The organism is Polycladospora coralii, assembly GCF_014773435.2.
Lineage (GTDB): Bacteria > Bacillota > Bacilli > Thermoactinomycetales > Thermoactinomycetaceae > Polycladospora > Polycladospora coralii.
In genome coordinates, this window is the sequence record NZ_JACXAG020000004.1 from 1 (window position 1) to 15,732 (window position 15,732).

General features: G+C 39.9%; 16 protein-coding genes and 1 rRNA gene. 16 read left to right on the forward strand and 1 reads right to left on the reverse strand.

Annotation, left to right across the window (positions count from 1 at the left end):
- The 3 genes from IC619_RS09735 to msrB all read left to right on the forward strand — a co-directional run.
- Positions 1–110 (forward strand): 16S ribosomal RNA (locus tag IC619_RS09735); the annotation flags it as partial.
- Between the two features lie 227 nt (positions 111–337).
- Positions 338–1,390: a D-glucuronyl C5-epimerase family protein gene (locus IC619_RS09740; protein ID WP_191139956.1), complete on the forward strand. Its 1,053-nt coding sequence runs from the start codon at positions 338–340 to the stop codon at positions 1,388–1,390.
- Positions 1,391–1,493: 103 nt separating this feature from the next.
- Complete coding sequence (gene msrB, locus IC619_RS09745; protein WP_347239786.1) at positions 1,494–1,940, forward strand: peptide-methionine (R)-S-oxide reductase MsrB; 447 nt, start codon at positions 1,494–1,496, stop codon at positions 1,938–1,940.
- Positions 1,941–1,983: 43 nt separating this feature from the next.
- Here the strand turns inward: msrB and pepF are convergent, their stop codons facing one another.
- Positions 1,984–3,798 carry an oligoendopeptidase F gene (gene pepF, locus IC619_RS09750; protein ID WP_191139955.1) on the reverse strand — a complete coding sequence of 605 codons (1,815 nt, stop codon included), beginning with the start codon at positions 3,796–3,798 and terminating at the stop codon, positions 1,984–1,986.
- Between the two features lie 274 nt (positions 3,799–4,072).
- Here pepF and rimP point away from each other — a divergent pair, with 274 nt between their 5' ends.
- The 13 genes from rimP to IC619_RS09815 all read left to right on the forward strand — a co-directional run bounded on the left by rimP (position 4,073) and on the right by IC619_RS09815 (position 15,706).
- A complete protein-coding gene (gene rimP / locus IC619_RS09755; protein WP_191139954.1) occupies positions 4,073–4,549 on the forward strand; it encodes a ribosome maturation factor RimP in 477 nt (158 codons plus the stop codon).
- 21 nt (positions 4,550–4,570) lie between these two features.
- A complete protein-coding gene (nusA, locus tag IC619_RS09760; protein WP_191139953.1) occupies positions 4,571–5,653 on the forward strand; it encodes a transcription termination factor NusA in 1,083 nt (360 codons plus the stop codon).
- Positions 5,654–5,694: 41 nt separating this feature from the next.
- Complete coding sequence (gene rnpM / locus IC619_RS09765; protein ID WP_191139952.1) at positions 5,695–5,973, forward strand: RNase P modulator RnpM; 279 nt, start codon at positions 5,695–5,697, stop codon at positions 5,971–5,973.
- Positions 5,966–6,262, forward strand: a complete 297-nt coding sequence (locus IC619_RS09770) for a YlxQ family RNA-binding protein (protein ID WP_191139951.1) — start codon at positions 5,966–5,968, stop codon at positions 6,260–6,262. The genes rnpM and IC619_RS09770 overlap by 8 nt, the downstream gene beginning before the upstream one ends.
- A 19-nt stretch (positions 6,263–6,281) precedes the next feature.
- Positions 6,282–8,411 carry a translation initiation factor IF-2 gene (gene infB / locus IC619_RS09775; RefSeq protein WP_191139950.1) on the forward strand — a complete coding sequence of 710 codons (2,130 nt, stop codon included), beginning with the start codon at positions 6,282–6,284 and terminating at the stop codon, positions 8,409–8,411.
- 18 nt (positions 8,412–8,429) lie between these two features.
- Entirely contained in the window at positions 8,430–8,696 is a 267-nt protein-coding gene (locus IC619_RS09780) for a DUF503 domain-containing protein (protein ID WP_191139949.1), read from the forward strand.
- Positions 8,697–8,720: 24 nt separating this feature from the next.
- Positions 8,721–9,080, forward strand: coding sequence for a 30S ribosome-binding factor RbfA (gene rbfA / locus IC619_RS09785; protein ID WP_191139948.1), 360 nt, complete (start codon positions 8,721–8,723; stop codon positions 9,078–9,080).
- The gene (locus IC619_RS09790; RefSeq protein ID WP_191139947.1) at positions 9,080–10,042 is read left to right on the forward strand and encodes a DHH family phosphoesterase; all 963 of its coding nucleotides are present in this window, start codon (positions 9,080–9,082) and stop codon (positions 10,040–10,042) included. The genes rbfA and IC619_RS09790 overlap by 1 nt, the downstream gene beginning before the upstream one ends.
- Positions 10,043–10,047: 5 nt before the next feature.
- Complete coding sequence (gene truB, locus IC619_RS09795) at positions 10,048–10,968, forward strand: tRNA pseudouridine(55) synthase TruB (RefSeq protein ID WP_191139946.1); 921 nt, start codon at positions 10,048–10,050, stop codon at positions 10,966–10,968.
- The gene (locus IC619_RS09800; protein WP_191139945.1) at positions 10,968–11,924 is read left to right on the forward strand and encodes a bifunctional riboflavin kinase/FAD synthetase; all 957 of its coding nucleotides are present in this window, start codon (positions 10,968–10,970) and stop codon (positions 11,922–11,924) included. Before truB ends, IC619_RS09800 begins: the two co-directional genes overlap by 1 nt.
- 131 nt (positions 11,925–12,055) lie before the next feature.
- Positions 12,056–12,325, forward strand: a complete 270-nt coding sequence (gene rpsO, locus IC619_RS09805; protein ID WP_191139944.1) for a 30S ribosomal protein S15 — start codon at positions 12,056–12,058, stop codon at positions 12,323–12,325.
- Positions 12,326–12,497: 172 nt separating this feature from the next.
- Positions 12,498–14,624 (forward strand): polyribonucleotide nucleotidyltransferase, encoded by a 2,127-nt coding sequence (gene pnp / locus IC619_RS09810; RefSeq protein ID WP_191139943.1) that lies wholly within the window; start codon positions 12,498–12,500, stop codon positions 14,622–14,624.
- A 98-nt stretch (positions 14,625–14,722) separates the two neighbouring features.
- Positions 14,723–15,706, forward strand: coding sequence for a polysaccharide deacetylase family protein (locus IC619_RS09815; protein ID WP_191139942.1), 984 nt, complete (start codon positions 14,723–14,725; stop codon positions 15,704–15,706).
- Positions 15,707–15,732 lie beyond the last annotated feature (26 nt).

Sequence of the window (15,732 nt, forward strand, 5' to 3'; positions counted from 1 at the left end):
GTCGGTCACGTAACCCGCAAGGGATCGAGCCGCCTAAGGTGGGGCAGATGATTGGGGTGAAGTCGTAACAAGGTATCCCTACCGGAAGGTGGGGATGGATCACCTCCTTTCTAAGGACGCTCCTTCTAGGAGCTTAAATCGAAGTAATACCTCTCAGGCATGTTACTCACTCTTTAGTTTTCAGGGAATAGACGAAAAGTCATTATGTCATAAAACATAAAGGCTTTTTATTTTTTTGAATACAAACTATTCTTCAAAGTGTGTTTAATTATATATTTTATAATATATGAATGGATTAGTTTTTTAAAATTTAAACTGAGTGAAAGCAGGGGATAGAATGGGCAATAAGCTATTAAAGGGGTTATATCTAGTATTGGGAATCGTTTTATTGGTGGTAGGGATAAGCTATGCTTATCAAATGATTTCATATGCCAACCCTGATCGCACTAGATCTGAAAAACCTAAGATGGATGAAGAAATTAAGGCTCTAACTTATAATTTTGAAATTAACCAAGTTGATCCAAAAAAAGACTTATACTATCTAGAAAAGCCAAGACCTGTGATACCAGATAATACCTATGTAGATGATCAAAATGTAGCGATGTTTAAAAGAAATGGTAAAGTGTATAATCATCCAGTACGCTTAGCGCATCACACGCTCTATTTTATAAATAGCTACCAAATGACGAAAAATGAAGAATACATTAAACAGGCGGAGCGTTATACACAAAGATTGGCTGATATAGCAGTATATGAAGATGATAGCATGTTTTTTCCATATGATTTTGATGTGAAACTTCATGGTATTGAAACAGAAAGATTTGACCCTTCTTGGTATTCCGCAATGGCTCAAGGGCAAGCATTATCAGCTTTTGCACGACTTTATGAACTTACAGAAGATGCTAAGTACTTGGAATGGGCAGATAAGACTTATAATAGTCTGATTAAGATGAAGAAGGGAACAGAAGGTGGTATCTGGGTTTCTAGGATTGATAAAAATGGGTATCTATGGCTAGAGGAGTACCCGTTAGAAGATCCAACTATGGTATTAAATGGGAAGATATTTGCTATCGCGGGTATATATGATTACTATCAAGTGAAGAAAAATCCATTGGTGAAGAAATACTTGACAGCGTCAATTACAACGACCTATGATCATGTCGAGGAATATCGTTTAAAAGATGACGTGAGTAAGTATGGTTTGAAGCATGATCACCAATCTAAGTACTATCATGGTGTTCATATAGATCAACTCAATTATTTGTATGATATGACTAAAGATGAATATTTCAAAGAGATGGCGGAGGCGTTCTTTAAAGACTACCATCCAGAAAAACCTCCTTCAATCAAAGACAGACTATCAAATTACTATCGTAAAGTGATGAACTAGGCAATGCATGTATTAAACCAACTTATCGAAGAATAAGGATAAGTTGGTTTTTTTAAGTAAAATAAATGAGGAACCTCTTCTTAGATAAGAAAGGATGGTTTAAGTGAATAAAGAAATAGATAAAGTAAAGCGCTTAAAGGCGTTAAGTGATAGTCAATACAAAGTTACCCAACAAAACGGTACAGAACCCCCTTTTCAAAATGAATTTTGGAACCATACGGACGAGGGGATATATGTAGATGTAGTATCAGGAGAACCTTTATTCTCCTCATTAGATAAATATGACGCTGGATGTGGGTGGCCCAGTTTTACGAGACCACTAAGTGAGAAGCAAATCAAGGAAAAAATGGATACAAGTCATGGTATGATCCGCACAGAAGTGAGAAGTGAAGAGGCAGACTCTCATTTAGGTCATGTTTTTGAAGATGGACCTGGTCCGAATGGTCTACGGTATTGTATTAATTCTGCGGCGTTACGGTTTGTGGCGAAAAAAGATCTTGAACGAGAAGGATATGGAAAGTATAAAGTTTTGTTTGAGGAAAGTAAATGAAGAAAAAGCTCCCGATTTTCGTGATAGGGAGCTTTTTCTTATGCTAAGCAAGTAAGGATTCTAACTGACTTAGTTTTTCTTCAAAGACGGTAAACGCTTGTTGGATAGGAGTAGCGGCGTTCATATCTACACCAGCTTTTTTTAATACCTCAATCGGATAATCAGAACTACCGGCTTTTAAGAAATCTAAGTAGCGATCAACTGCTGGCTTTCCTTCTTCTAAAATTTGTTTAGACAGTGCAGTTGCTGCGCTAAAGCCAGTTGCGTACTGATAAACATAATAATTGTAGTAGAAATGAGGAATGCGGCTCCACTCCAGTGCAATCTCTTGATCAATATGGACATTTGGACCAAAGTACTTTTGATTTAATTCATAATAAAGGGATGACAATAGGTCTGGTGTTAAAGGTTCTCCTGCTTGTGCCTTCTTATGAATCAGAAGTTCAAACTCTGCAAACATCGTTTGTCTAAAGACAGTACCACGGAATGTCTCTAAGTAATGATTGAGTAAATATTTTTTCTTGTTTACGTCATCAGTATGTTCGAGCAAGTAATCGATCAATAGATTTTCATTACAGGTTGAAGCGACTTCGGCAACAAAAATGGTATAGTTTCCATACACGTAGGGTTGATTTTTACGGGTATAATAGCTGTGAACAGAATGTCCAAACTCATGCGCTAAAGTAAATAATTCACTAATGTCATCCTGCCAGTTCATCAAAATATAGGGGTTCGTGCTATAGCTACCCGAAGAATAAGCACCACTTCGTTTTCCTTTATTTTCATAAACATCCACCCAGCGATTTTGATAAGCTTCTTTTAAGATGTCAATATATTCGTTGCCTAAAGGTTGAAGTGCTTTTAATAAAATTTGCTGGGCTTCTTCGTACGGAACTTTAAAATCGACATCTTGAATTAAAGGAGTGTACATATCGTACATATGAAGCTCATCTAATTGAAAAACGCGCTTGCGTAGTTCGATATAGCGATGCAGTAAAGGTAAATGTTCATTTACAGTCTGTACTAGCTGATCATAAACTTTTTCGGGAATGTGGTTTGAGCTCAAAGCGGCATGTCTAGCAGAATCGTATTTACGCACATGAGCAAAAAAATTATCTCTTTTTACTTGACTGCTTAATGTGCTAGCAAAAGTGTTTTTATATTTATCATAGGTCTGGTACAACGCTTTAAAAGCATCTTGACGGACGCGTCTGTCTCCGCTCTTTAAAAAATTGATGAAGCGACCGTGTGTAACGGCAACTTGATCCCCGTCTTCATCTGTAATTTCTGGAAATGTTAGATCAGCGTTATTTAATACATTAAACGTGGTGCTTCCAGCACGCGTAACTTCAGTAGCTTGTGCTAAAATATTTTCCTCAGAAGTGGATAATACATGGGGGCGCTGTTTGTTTATCGTGTCAAACTCATGTTGATAAAGTTGTAACCCCACTTCTTCTTGTAAGAGGCTATCTAGCTTATCTTCTTTTAGGGATAGGAGTTCCGGTACGATATAAGACATACGACTTGCAGCTTCAGTAAAGAGGGACTTTGCTCTCTCGTCTAGAGATTGATAGAAGGAGTTGGTGGTATCTTGATCATAACGCATATGTGCATATGTATATAACTGTTCTAATCGCAAGCCAATGGTATCTCTCAATTCTAAGGCATTAAGCAATGTTTTTGCTGAAGACCCTAGTTGACCTTCATATTGCGAAATTTGCGGGATCAGGGCTTTTAATTTGTCAAATTCTATATTCCATAGATCATCAGATGCAAAGATATCTTCCAATTTCCACGTGTCTGCCTCTTTTATCTGATCACGTGTAGGCAATACTTTTTTGTTTGGTTTTTCAGACATAGAAATCCTCCTTAAGCGTACTTAGTTTTACAAATCAATCATAAATAAATATGATGCTTTTTCTTATTATATACCTGGTCTATTGCAATTGCGAGTTGAAATCGCTGTGCAAGGCATATGTATGGATAAATATTGTAACGCATATATGATTGTGTTATAATCGTTTTGGTTATACTTGATTTTAGATACGACTTTGTGAGGAGGAGTGGGTGTGAACCCACTCTTTGTGTATTTAAAGGCGTACAAATCAGGCTCTTTAAAGGAGGGTTATCTTTTGAGCCACCAAGTAGTTCATACAATTGAAAAAGCAGTCATCCCTATCCTGCAATCTGAACAACTTCATTTAGTTGATGTGACTTATGAAAAAGAGGGACAAAATTGGTTTTTACGTGTATTTATAGAGCGAACTGAAGGATCTGTTGATTTGGATGATTGTACACGAGTGAGCGAAAAACTGAGTGCATATTTAGATGAACAGGACCCTATTCAAGGTGCATATATATTAGAAGTTTCATCTGCAGGTGCTGAGAGACCGCTGAAAAACTTAGCAGACTTTCAAAATGCAATCGGAAAAAATGTATATGTGACTACGAATGAACCCATTGATGAAGTAAAAGCATTTGAAGGGATATTGACAGCTATTTCAGGTGATATGTTGTTGATTGAAGTAACTTATAAGCCTGGGAAGAAGCGTAGTTTTGAAGTTCCGTTTTCAAAGATAGCCAAAGCAAGACTGGCAATTGTGTTTTAATCGAAGGGAGGAAATCGAACGATGAATGCTGAGTTCATCGAAGCCCTCTATCAGCTGGAGAAAGAGAAGGGAATCAGTAAGGATATCTTAATTGACGCGATCGAAGCTGCTTTAATATCCGGATATAAACGAAATTTCCACTCTGCCCAAAATGTTCGAGTGGACATCAATCGGGATAACGGACAGGTGAGGGTTTTCGCTAGGAAAACGGTAGTAGAGGAAGTACTAGATCCACGCATGGAAATATCCTTAGATGCTGCTCAAGAGATTAACGCTACATATCAATTAGATGATATTGTTGAAATCGAAGTTACACCAGCTGATTTCGGGCGGATTGCTGCTCAAACAGCAAAACAAGTTGTAACCCAACGTATTAGAGAAGCTGAGAGAAGCATTATTTATCAAGATTTTATCGATCGTGAAGATGATATTGTGACGGGTATTGTTCAACGCAATGATAATCGTTATTACTATGTTGATTTAGGTAAAATTGAAGCCCTTCTTCCACACACAGAAGTAATGCCTGGTGAAAAGTTTAAACATGGTGATCGCATCAAGGGCTATATCACCAAGGTTGAAAAATCGACGAAGGGGCCACAAGTGTTGGTGTCTCGTACACATCCAGGTTTACTCAAGAGATTGTTTGAATTAGAAGTGCCTGAGATTTTTGATGGAGTAGTAGAAGTTAAAGCAGTGGCACGAGAAGCCGGACAACGCTCTAAAATCGCTGTTCACTCTCAAGATGATGATGTGGATGCAGTAGGGGCATGTGTAGGCCATCGCGGTGTTCGTGTTCAAACTGTAGTAGATGAGCTACGTGGAGAAAAAATTGATATTGTTCATTGGTCAGAAGATATTCGTGATTGGATCTCGAATGCATTAAGTCCAGCCAAAGTGTTATCGGTAGAGGTGTTAGATAACGACAAAGTAGCGCGTGTATTGGTGCCAGATCATCAACTTTCACTCGCGATCGGGAAAGAAGGACAAAATGCACGTCTAGCCGCAAAATTAACCAACTGGAAGATCGATATTAAAAGTGAATCTGAAATGGTAGCAGACGAGCAAGATGATTCAATCTTAACTACTGATCAGATCGACGATTAATCTTTCATTTGCTATTTTCATGAAGGGGAGGTTGCCATAAAATGAAGCAACGTAAAATTCCCATGCGCAAATGTGTGGCATCACAAGAAATGTTTTCCAAAAAAAGCTTGATTCGTGTGGTTCGCACCCCAGAAAATGAAGTAGTCATCGATCCCACAGGTAGGAAAGCAGGGCGGGGTGCTTATCTATGTGCTAAGCTCGACTATATCGAGTTAGCACAGAAAAAACGAGCGCTCGAACGTGCGTTAAAAACAGACGTATCAGAGCAGCTTTACCAAGAGTTAAAGGAATATGTAGTGAGGACTACAAATCATGAATAAATTGAATCAATTATTAGGACTTTCAATGCGTGCAGGAAAACTGATATCTGGAGAAGAGTTAGTGTTGCGCGCAGTTCGATCACGTTCAGCGAAACTGGTCATCATGTCAGAGGATGCTGCTAAAAATGTTGAAAAAAAAGTAACAGATAAATGTCATACATACGAGATTCCTTTGCTTCGCTTTGGGACTCGTACAGACATAGGAAATGCCATAGGAAAAGGACAGAGAGTAGTCGTTGCTCTGACAGATCAAGGTTTTGCTCAATCGATTAAAAAGTTATTTGACTAACCGATGGGGGTGAAACGGTTTGAGCAAAATGCGTGTTTATGAATATGCCAAACAAACGAGTATGAGCAGCAAAGAGGTTCTGACCATCCTAGAAAAGCTTGAAATCAGTGTAAATAACCATATGAGTGTTTTGGACGAGGGAATGATTCAAAAAGTGGAGCAACATGTGAAAAAAGTTAAAAAAGAGAGTGACCCTAAAGAAGTTAGGAAGTCAACATCTCAGGGGGCGAAAACAACGAATAAGACTGATCGATCTAAAAAGAACCCAAAACCAAATGAGGCACAGAAACGTAATCCTAAAAATGAAGGCAATTTTTCAGGTAATCGTGGCGGCAAAAAGAATTTCCGAAAAGGAAATCGTAGACAAGCACCTAAGGTAAAACAAGCACCTGTTCTACCAAAAGAAATTACGGTATCAGGTCCTCTAACAGTTGGCGAATTTGCTAAATTGTTGCGTAAAGAGGCAGCTGAAGTCATTAAGAAATTATTGTTGCAAGGTATTATGGCTACAATTAATCAGGAAATCGATGTGGACACGATGACACTCATCGGTGAGGAGTTCTCAGTAACTGTTCACTATAAAGAAAAAATTGATGAATCTAACTTTGAAGAACAAGAAGAACAAGATGCCGATGATGATTTACAAGAACGTCCACCGGTCGTCACCATCATGGGGCACGTTGACCATGGGAAAACCACCTTGTTAGATAAGATTCGGGCTGCGAATGTAACTGCTGGTGAAGCGGGTGGCATTACACAGCATATCGGTGCTTATCAAGTAACCGTAAATGATAAAAAAATTACTTTCTTAGATACACCGGGCCATGCGGCATTTACGACGATGCGTGCGCGGGGTGCAGAAATTACGGACATTACAATATTGGTAGTAGCTGCTGATGATGGAGTTATGCCGCAAACGATTGAAGCAATTAACCATGCTAAGGCTGCAAATGTTCCGATTATTGTAGCTGTAAATAAAATGGATAAACCCGATGCCAATCCGGATCGTGTTAAACAACAGCTCACAGAATATGGATTAGTATCTGAAGAGTGGGGCGGAGACACTATCTTTGTTGATGTGTCTGCCATTCGTGGTGATGGGATAGAAGATCTGCTTGAGATGATCCTTTTAGTTTCTGAAGTACAGGAGTTAAAAGCAAACCCATCCAAGCGAGCACGTGGTGTTGTCATTGAAGCGGAACTAGATAAAGGAAGAGGCGCTGTTGCAACTGTCCTCGTACAACATGGGACGTTGAAAGTAGGCGATGGTGTTGTAGCAGGAAATTACTTTGGTAAAATTCGTGCAATGGTGAATGATCGTGGTCGTCGAGTGAAGGCAGCTGGACCTGCAACTCCGGTAGAAATTCTAGGGTTGTCTGATGTTCCAAGTGCTGGAGATCCTTTCATCGTATTTGAAGATGAGAAAAAAGGCCGTCTCATTGCCGAAAAACGTTTACTCAAAACGAGAACCGAAGAGTTAGGTGCAAATAGCCGAGTATCTTTAGATGATTTATTTAAGCAAATTCAAGAAGGTGAAATAAAAGACCTTAATATCATCATTAAAGCAGATGTGCATGGTTCTGCAGAAGCACTAAAAGGTTCACTGGAAAAAATCGATGTTGAAGGTGCGCGTGTGAAGATTATTCATACTGGCGTAGGAGCAATTACCGAGTCTGACATCATTTTAGCTTCCGCATCTAATGCGATTGTCATCGGCTTTAACGTACGACCAGAACCAAATGCAAGACAAACGGCTGAACAAGAAGAAGTAGATGTACGTCTACATCGGATTATCTACAAAGTAATTGAAGAAATTGAAGCTGCTATGAAGGGTCTACTCGATCCTGAGTATGAAGAACGAGTAGTAGGTATGGTAGAAGTGCGCCAAACCTTTAAAGTATCTAAAGTGGGAATGATTGCCGGTTGTTATGTAACGGAAGGTAAAGTCGTGCGCGATGGTCATGTTCGACTGATTCGTGAAGGCATTGTTGTCCACGAAGGTAAATTAGACACTTTAAAACGATTCAAAGACGATGCCAAAGAAGTTGCACAAGGATATGAGTGTGGAATTACGCTCGAAGGGTATAATGATATCAAAGAAGGAGATCAAATCGAAGTTTATGTCATTGAAGAAGTGGAGCGTACTTAATCCGTGTATGTGGGTCTCTTGGAAGTAGAGGGAAGAATCTTTGCCTCTACATCCTTAAAAGATAAACGACGTGTGATCTTGAGTGCTCAAACGAAAATTCGCCAGAGGTTTAACCTGGCAGTTGCAGAAGTAGGGCACGAAAATAATCGCCAGATGACGCTACTTGCAGTTGTGGGAGTAGGCAGTAGCAAACAAGTGGTAGAGCAAGAATTATCACGGGCATCAACGCTTTTAGAAACCACAGATGGGTTAGATGTTTTTAATAATGTCATCACTTTTTTATAAGTGAAATTGAGGAGGTGTCGACTGTTGGCGAGTATTCGCGTCAGCCGTGTCGGCGAGCAAATCAAAAAAGAACTGAGTCAATTACTGCAACGTGAGTTAAAGGATCCTCGCATTGGATTTGTCACCGTTACAGCTGTTGAAATGACAGGAGATTTACAAACAGCTAAGGTATTTATCAGTGTTCTGGGCAACCCTGAGCAAAAGCAAGCATCCTTAGAAGGCTTAGAAAAAGCTAAAGGATTCATTCGTTCTGAAGTGGGACGGCGCATCCAACTGCGTCATATTCCTGAATTTGTGTTTGTTCGTGACGAAACATTGGAACATAGTGAACATATTTCTAAGCTTTTACGAAATGTAAATGATTCCAAGAAAGATCCTTCGTGATGGACGCTTTTTTGGAAGCAAACAAGTGGTTAGAACGTGCAGATCATTTATTAGTGATTGCCCACGTATCACCCGATGGGGACGCTATAAGTTCAACGTTAGCGATGGGAGAAATGCTGAAACAACTAGGAAAGTCCTATACATTGGCAAATGAATCTCCCATCCCCTCAAAGTTTTCATTTTTGCCTGGTGTTGATCAAATCCAGCTTGCTGATGAAATTGAAAAAACATTCCAATATGTGATAGCCCTAGATTGTGGTGATCAAAGTAGATTAGGTACAGGAAAAGATCTGCTTTCTGATGACGCTGAGATTTTAAATATTGATCATCATCATACAAATGATCGGTTTGGAGACGTTAATCTAGTCGATCCTCATGCCGCCGCCACCGTACAGATTTTGTATAGATGGATCGTATCTCATCGTTTGGAGTGGACTTCATCTTTATTGATGCAGATTTATACTGGATTATTAACAGATACGGGTGGTTTTCGTTACGCTAATACATCTGCCGAGGTATTGAGACAGGCAGCAGATTTAATCGAGGCAGGTGTACCAGCGCCGCAAATTGCAGATGTTGTTTTGGAGACGGTATCGATTGAACAGTTACAATTACTACAAATTGCATTGCGGACACTCACCACATCTACCGATGGATTGGTCGCTTGGATGACCTTAAAGTTAGCGGATTACGAACATTTATCTACCAAAACAGATGCCTATGATGGAATTGTAAATTATGCGCGTAATATCATGGGTGTAGATGTAGGAATCCTGTATCGTGAAGTAGAAGGAGAAAGTGTGAAAGTAAGTCTTCGCTCACGGGCCATCGTTGATGTAGGTCAAGTAGCACAGGATTTAGGTGGGGGCGGACATGCCCGTGCGGCTGGCGTCACTTTATCCGGCTCCTTGGCTGAGGTTACAAAGCTTGTACTTTCTCGTATAGAAGCAGAATTGGAGTGAAACAAGTGACCATACATGGGATTATCCCAGTTATGAAAGAAAAGGGATATACCTCTCATGATGTGGTGGCTAAACTCCGCCGCATCATGAAACAAAAGAAAATCGGCCATACAGGAACGCTTGATCCAAGTGTGGAAGGGGTTTTACCTATCTGTATGGGACAAGCTACACGGGTAGCAGAATATGTACTTGAACTTCCCAAACGGTATCGAGGGTCAATGGTTATAGGTGTTTCAACAGATACACAAGATCAATCAGGCGTTATTACGGAGACTAAAGCAGTCACACACTTATCACAAGCACAAGTTGATGAAGTATTTACGCAGTTCCATGGTCAGATCGATCAGCTACCTCCCATGTTTTCAGCTGTTAAAGTAAATGGGAAACGTCTGTATGAAATGGCAAGGCAAGGAAAAGAAGTAGAGCGCAAGTCTCGCATCGTACAAATTTACGAATTAACTTGTTTAAAGTTTGAACATAAAGGTGCTACTGCCGAAATTCATTTTGATGTACAATGTTCAAAAGGAACCTATATCCGCACCTTATGTGTAGATATTGGGAAAGCATTAGGGTATCCTGCACATATGAACCATTTGGTGCGTACGGAGAGTGGGCCTTTTCGTATCGATGATTGCTATACATTAGCCGAAATAGAAGCATGGATAGAAAAAGAAGCTTCTCCAAATAAAATGATCCACGGATTAGATACTGTATTAGGTCATTTACCCGCACTTATTCTACCTGATACAGAGGTGGTACGTGTTTTTGATGGTTGTTCAATCGAACTTACGCCAGATCAACCACCTTTTATAGAAAATCAATTGCTCCGTGTTTATTCAGAAGCGGGTCGTTTTTGCGCCTTATATCGTGTGCAAAACCCCAATATGGCTAAGCCTGAAAAAGTGTTTCGGGATGTGGAAAGTTAATGGAAGTTATTCACTTATCGTATCCGTTACAAGATCAGCTTGTAGCAGAAATTCATCCTCCTACTGTGACTGCAATAGGTAATTTTGATGGTGTGCATAAAGGGCATCAAGCCGTTATTGGTGCTGCTAAACAACTAGCAAATGAGATAAATGCTGTTCATGCGGTGATGTCATTTACACCTCATCCACGGTCTGTATTAAAGAAACAAGATGATTTTACCTACTTAACGCCATTACCAGAAAAATTGACACAATTTGAATCTCTTGGGGTGGAGCGGGCATATATCATGAAGTTTGATCCATCTTTAGCACAATTGTCGAAGGAAGATTTTGTCAGATCAGTGCTGATTCCACTTGGATTTAAAGGAATTACGGTTGGGTTTAATTTTACTTTTGGCATCAAGGCTTCGGGAAAACCATCTGATTTAGCTCAATTAGGTGAAGGATATTATACTACTCGTGTGGTGAATCCAGTTCAAAATAATCAATATACTTTTAGTAGCACCCAATTGCGTCTATCGCTTGCCGAAGGTAAAATGGATCATGCGTCACAAATTTTAGGTAGAAATTACCAGATCGCAGGCCGGGTTGTGCAAGGGGATCAACGCGGTCGTCTAATGGGATTTCCTACTGCAAATATTGCATTACAAGAGCCCTATTTGATTCCCCGATACGGTGTGTACATCGTGAAGGTGCATGGGCCTTTTAAAGCGGGGTACCGCTATGGCATTATGAATATCGGCCTGCGTCCTACATTTAATGATCCGATTCCGCGTGAACAACTGGAGGTACATTTATTCGAATTCTCTGGTGATCTCTACGGACAAGAGCTTCGTGTCCAATTTTTACACTTTTTACGAGCTGAATTAAAGTTCGATTCCGTACATGCACTAAAACAACAAATTCATTCTGATCAAAAGGAAGCAATGGACTGGCTTTTGATTCATGAGAATTGATTGTACTCATCTATTTATCTGTGTTATACTTGTTCGGTGATGGATTATTAGCATACAACTTTAACTTGGATGGTCGTTCGCCTCAACGGTATCTAGGTTAGAGGGGTTAACGAAATATGGAGGTATTTAAAATGGCTTTAACAGTAGAACGTAAAAAAGGAATTATCGAAGAGTTTAAAACACATGAAGGGGATACTGGATCTCCAGAAGTGCAAATTGCAATTTTGACCTACCGCATCAATGAATTAAATGGTCACTTCAAGGAGCACAAGAAAGATCATCATTCCCGTCGTGGTCTATTAAAAATGGTAGGACAACGTCGTAATCAGTTGAACTACTTAAAGAAAAAAGACATAACACGTTACCGTAAACTGATTGAAAAACTTGGATTACGTCGATAGTTGGTAAAAAGTGGGGCTTTTAGCCCTGCTTTTTTTAAATCATGAGCGATTAAAGACCAGATTTAAGGAGTGAGAATAGGATCCACTCTTTTAAAATCTGGTGAGAAGGAACATACTGTACATATGAAGAAGTATGAAATGTTAAGTGTGTTTGAGAGGAGGAAACACGAGTATGTTGGATGCTAAAATATTTGAGACTGAACTTGCAGGTCGAAGTTTTAGTTTGGAAATTGGAAAGTTTGCAGGGCAAGCAAATGGCTCTGTTATGGTACGATACGGTGACAGTGCAGTATTAGCTGTAGTAGTAGCCTCCAAAGAACCGAAGGACTTAAATTTTTTTCCACTAACTGTAAACTATGAAGAGCGTCTTTATGCGGTAGGGAAAATTCCTGGAGGATTTATTAAACGAGAAGGTCGTCCGAGTGAAAAAGCGATATTAGCTAGTCGCCTCATTGATCGCCCGATACGTCCACTATTTGCAGATGGATATCGGAATGAGGTACAAGTGATGACTACTGTAATGTCAGTAGATCAAGATTGCTCAACTGAGATCGCTGCAATGATTGGTGCGTCTGCTGCTTTGTCTATCTCTAATATTCCCTTTTATGGACCGATAGCAGGTGTCGTGATTGGGCGTGTAAATGGAGAACTGATTGCAAATCCTACTGTGAAGCAGATGGAAGAATCTGATTTACATCTCGTAATTGCCGGAACGAAAGATGGCATTAATATGGTGGAATCAGGTTCAAATGAAATATCTGAGGAGACGATTTTGGAAGCGATTTTGTTTGGACATGAAATAATTAAAGAAATGGTCAACTTCCAAGAACGTGTTGTTGCTGAAGTAGGACAGGAAAAAATGGAGCCCGTATTACATACTGTCGATGACGGAGTTAACGAGCGTACTCGAGCTTTAGCAACAACACCTATGATTGAAGCCGTTCAAGTTGTAGAAAAGCACGCGCGTCAAGATGCCATTGAGCAAGTTAAGGTAAACGTAGTCGAACAACTTCAGAGTGAGCTCACAGAAGAAGAGTTTCTGGAAAAAGAAGCAGATATCCTCGAGATTTTGGACAATGTGGTGAAAGAGGAAGTTAGGAGACTCATACTGGAAGAAGGAAAAAGACCAGACGGTCGCCATACCGAAGAAATTCGTCCTCTTTTCAGTGAGGTTGACATCTTACCACGAACGCATGGTTCAGGTTTATTTAAACGTGGACAGACGCAAGTCCTCAGTATTTGTACATTGGGCGCACTAGGCGATGTCCAGATATTAGATGGCTTAGATCTAGAAGAATCAAAACGTTTTATGCATCACTATAATTTCCCACCGTTTTCGGTTGGTGAGGCACGCCCACTTCGTGCACCAGGCAGAAGAGAGATTGGGCATGGTGCACTAGGAGAACGAGCGCTTGAGCCGATTATTCCGTCAGAAGAAGTTTTTCCTTACACCATTCGATTGGTTTCTGAAGTATTGGAGTCTAATGGTTCATCTTCACAAGCGAGTATTTGTGCTTCTACATTAGCATTAATGCAGGCTGGCGTACCGATCAAAGCTCCAGTAGCAGGAATTGCGATGGGACTGGTGAAAGAGGCTGATCAAGTAGCTGTTCTGACTGATATTCAAGGTATGGAAGACCACTTAGGTGATATGGATTTTAAAGTGGCGGGTACACGTGCTGGCATAACGGCCTTACAGATGGATATAAAAATTGCTGGCATTGATCGTACGATTTTAGAACGTGCGCTAGAGCAAGCAAAGATTGCACGTTTAGCCTTACTTGATAATATGGAACAAGCAATCGTTGAACCTAGACAGAAGTTGTCACCTTACGCACCTAAAATTACGACTATGCGAATCCATCCTGATAAGATCCGTGATGTGATTGGACCAAGTGGTCGTGTCATTAATAAGATCATTGAAGATACCGGTGTCAAAATTGATATTGAACAAGATGGACGTATCTTTATTGCCTCCCCAGATCAGGAGCAAAATGAGAAGGCGAAGAAGATCATTGAAGACTTAGTTCGTGAAGTAGAAGTAGGTGCTACTTACTTAGGGACAGTGAAGCGTGTTGAAAAATTTGGCGCGTTTGTCGAAATTTTCGCGGGCAAAGAAGGGCTTGTACATATTTCACAACTCGATTTAAATCGTGTTGCGAAGGTACAAGATGTCGTAAATGTCGGGGATAGCATTATGGTAAAAGTGACCGAAATTGATGATCAAGGTAGAGTCAATCTATCCCGAAAAGAAATCTTAAAAGAACAACAAGCACTTGAAAAGAAAGAAACGAAATAAGCAAAGCAAAAGAGTCAGAGGGATCTGCCTCTTTTTTTGTGTTTCTAGCATAGTGAATCGGACACACGCATAGGGTGAAATATGGAGGTGAACAAGCCATGCGTTTTCCCATTCGCGTTGCTAGCTTTTTTTTAAGCGTACTGATTGTGGTATTACTTACAAACTTAGAGCCGATTACAGCCTATGTAGATGCCGTTAAAGAGGATCAAGCCGTTGCTGTTTTTCAAAGTACAAGTCAAATCGACCCGCTTTACGATGAGGTGAAACAAAAAGCAAGCGAAAAAGAAAGAAAACCGATAGATGCACGTGTAGATTCTGTATGGAAACTAATCCCTGGATTAGACGGGAGAGAAGTAAATATAGCAAAAACGGTAGCAAAAACAAAAATGAAACAGACCAAAGAGATTCAATGGGTGTATGAAGAAATATCGCCAGAGGTCAATCTGGAAGATATTAAAGGACAACCCATTTATCGAGGAAATGCAGACAAAAAAGCGGTATCCATTATGGTGAATGTGGCATGGGGAACACAATACCTACCAGAGATGATTAAAATCTTTGATGAAGAAAATATAAAAGTGACGTTCTTTTTAGATGGTTCATGGCTAAAGAAGCATCCTCAAGAAGCGAAAATGTTAATCGAGAACGGACATGAAATCGGTAACCACGCCTATTCCCACCCAATGATGAGTCGCTTGAGTCAACAAGAGATGCAGAACCAAATACAAAAGACTGAAGATTTAATCTATGATACATTAGGTGTACATAGTAAATGGTTTGCTCCACCAGCAGGAGATTTCAATCAACATGTGGTAAAACAAGCAGAGCAAAGCAATATGAAGTTGGTACTGTGGACTTTAGATACGGTTGATTGGAAAGCAACAATCACGCCTGAAATGATGATAACCAAAATAGATAGCAAGGTCGAAGCAGGAAGCTTAATTCTGACGCATCCGACTGATCGGACTGTACAGGCCCTGCCCCACCTTATTCAAAAAATAAAGACGAAAAATTTAAAAATTATACCAGTGAAGGAGTTGCTTTCTTCCAAATCTATCAAGAGCATTGAGGGAAATCCATAGATTTGATATAGTAGTGATATTGTTTC

Coding starts and splice junctions, on each gene's coding strand:
- IC619_RS09740 (WP_191139956.1), top strand. CDS start 338: ATGGGCAATAAGCTATTAAAGGGGTTATATCTAGTATTGGGAATCGTT.
- pepF (WP_191139955.1), bottom strand. CDS start 3,798: ATGTCTGAAAAACCAAACAAAAAAGTATTGCCTACACGTGATCAGATA.
- nusA (WP_191139953.1), top strand. CDS start 4,571: ATGAATGCTGAGTTCATCGAAGCCCTCTATCAGCTGGAGAAAGAGAAG.
- rnpM (WP_191139952.1), top strand. CDS start 5,695: ATGAAGCAACGTAAAATTCCCATGCGCAAATGTGTGGCATCACAAGAA.
- IC619_RS09770 (WP_191139951.1), top strand. CDS start 5,966: ATGAATAAATTGAATCAATTATTAGGACTTTCAATGCGTGCAGGAAAA.
- IC619_RS09790 (WP_191139947.1), top strand. CDS start 9,080: ATGGACGCTTTTTTGGAAGCAAACAAGTGGTTAGAACGTGCAGATCAT.
- IC619_RS09800 (WP_191139945.1), top strand. CDS start 10,968: ATGGAAGTTATTCACTTATCGTATCCGTTACAAGATCAGCTTGTAGCA.
- rpsO (WP_191139944.1), top strand. CDS start 12,056: ATGGCTTTAACAGTAGAACGTAAAAAAGGAATTATCGAAGAGTTTAAA.
- pnp (WP_191139943.1), top strand. CDS start 12,498: ATGTTGGATGCTAAAATATTTGAGACTGAACTTGCAGGTCGAAGTTTT.
- IC619_RS09815 (WP_191139942.1), top strand. CDS start 14,723: ATGCGTTTTCCCATTCGCGTTGCTAGCTTTTTTTTAAGCGTACTGATT.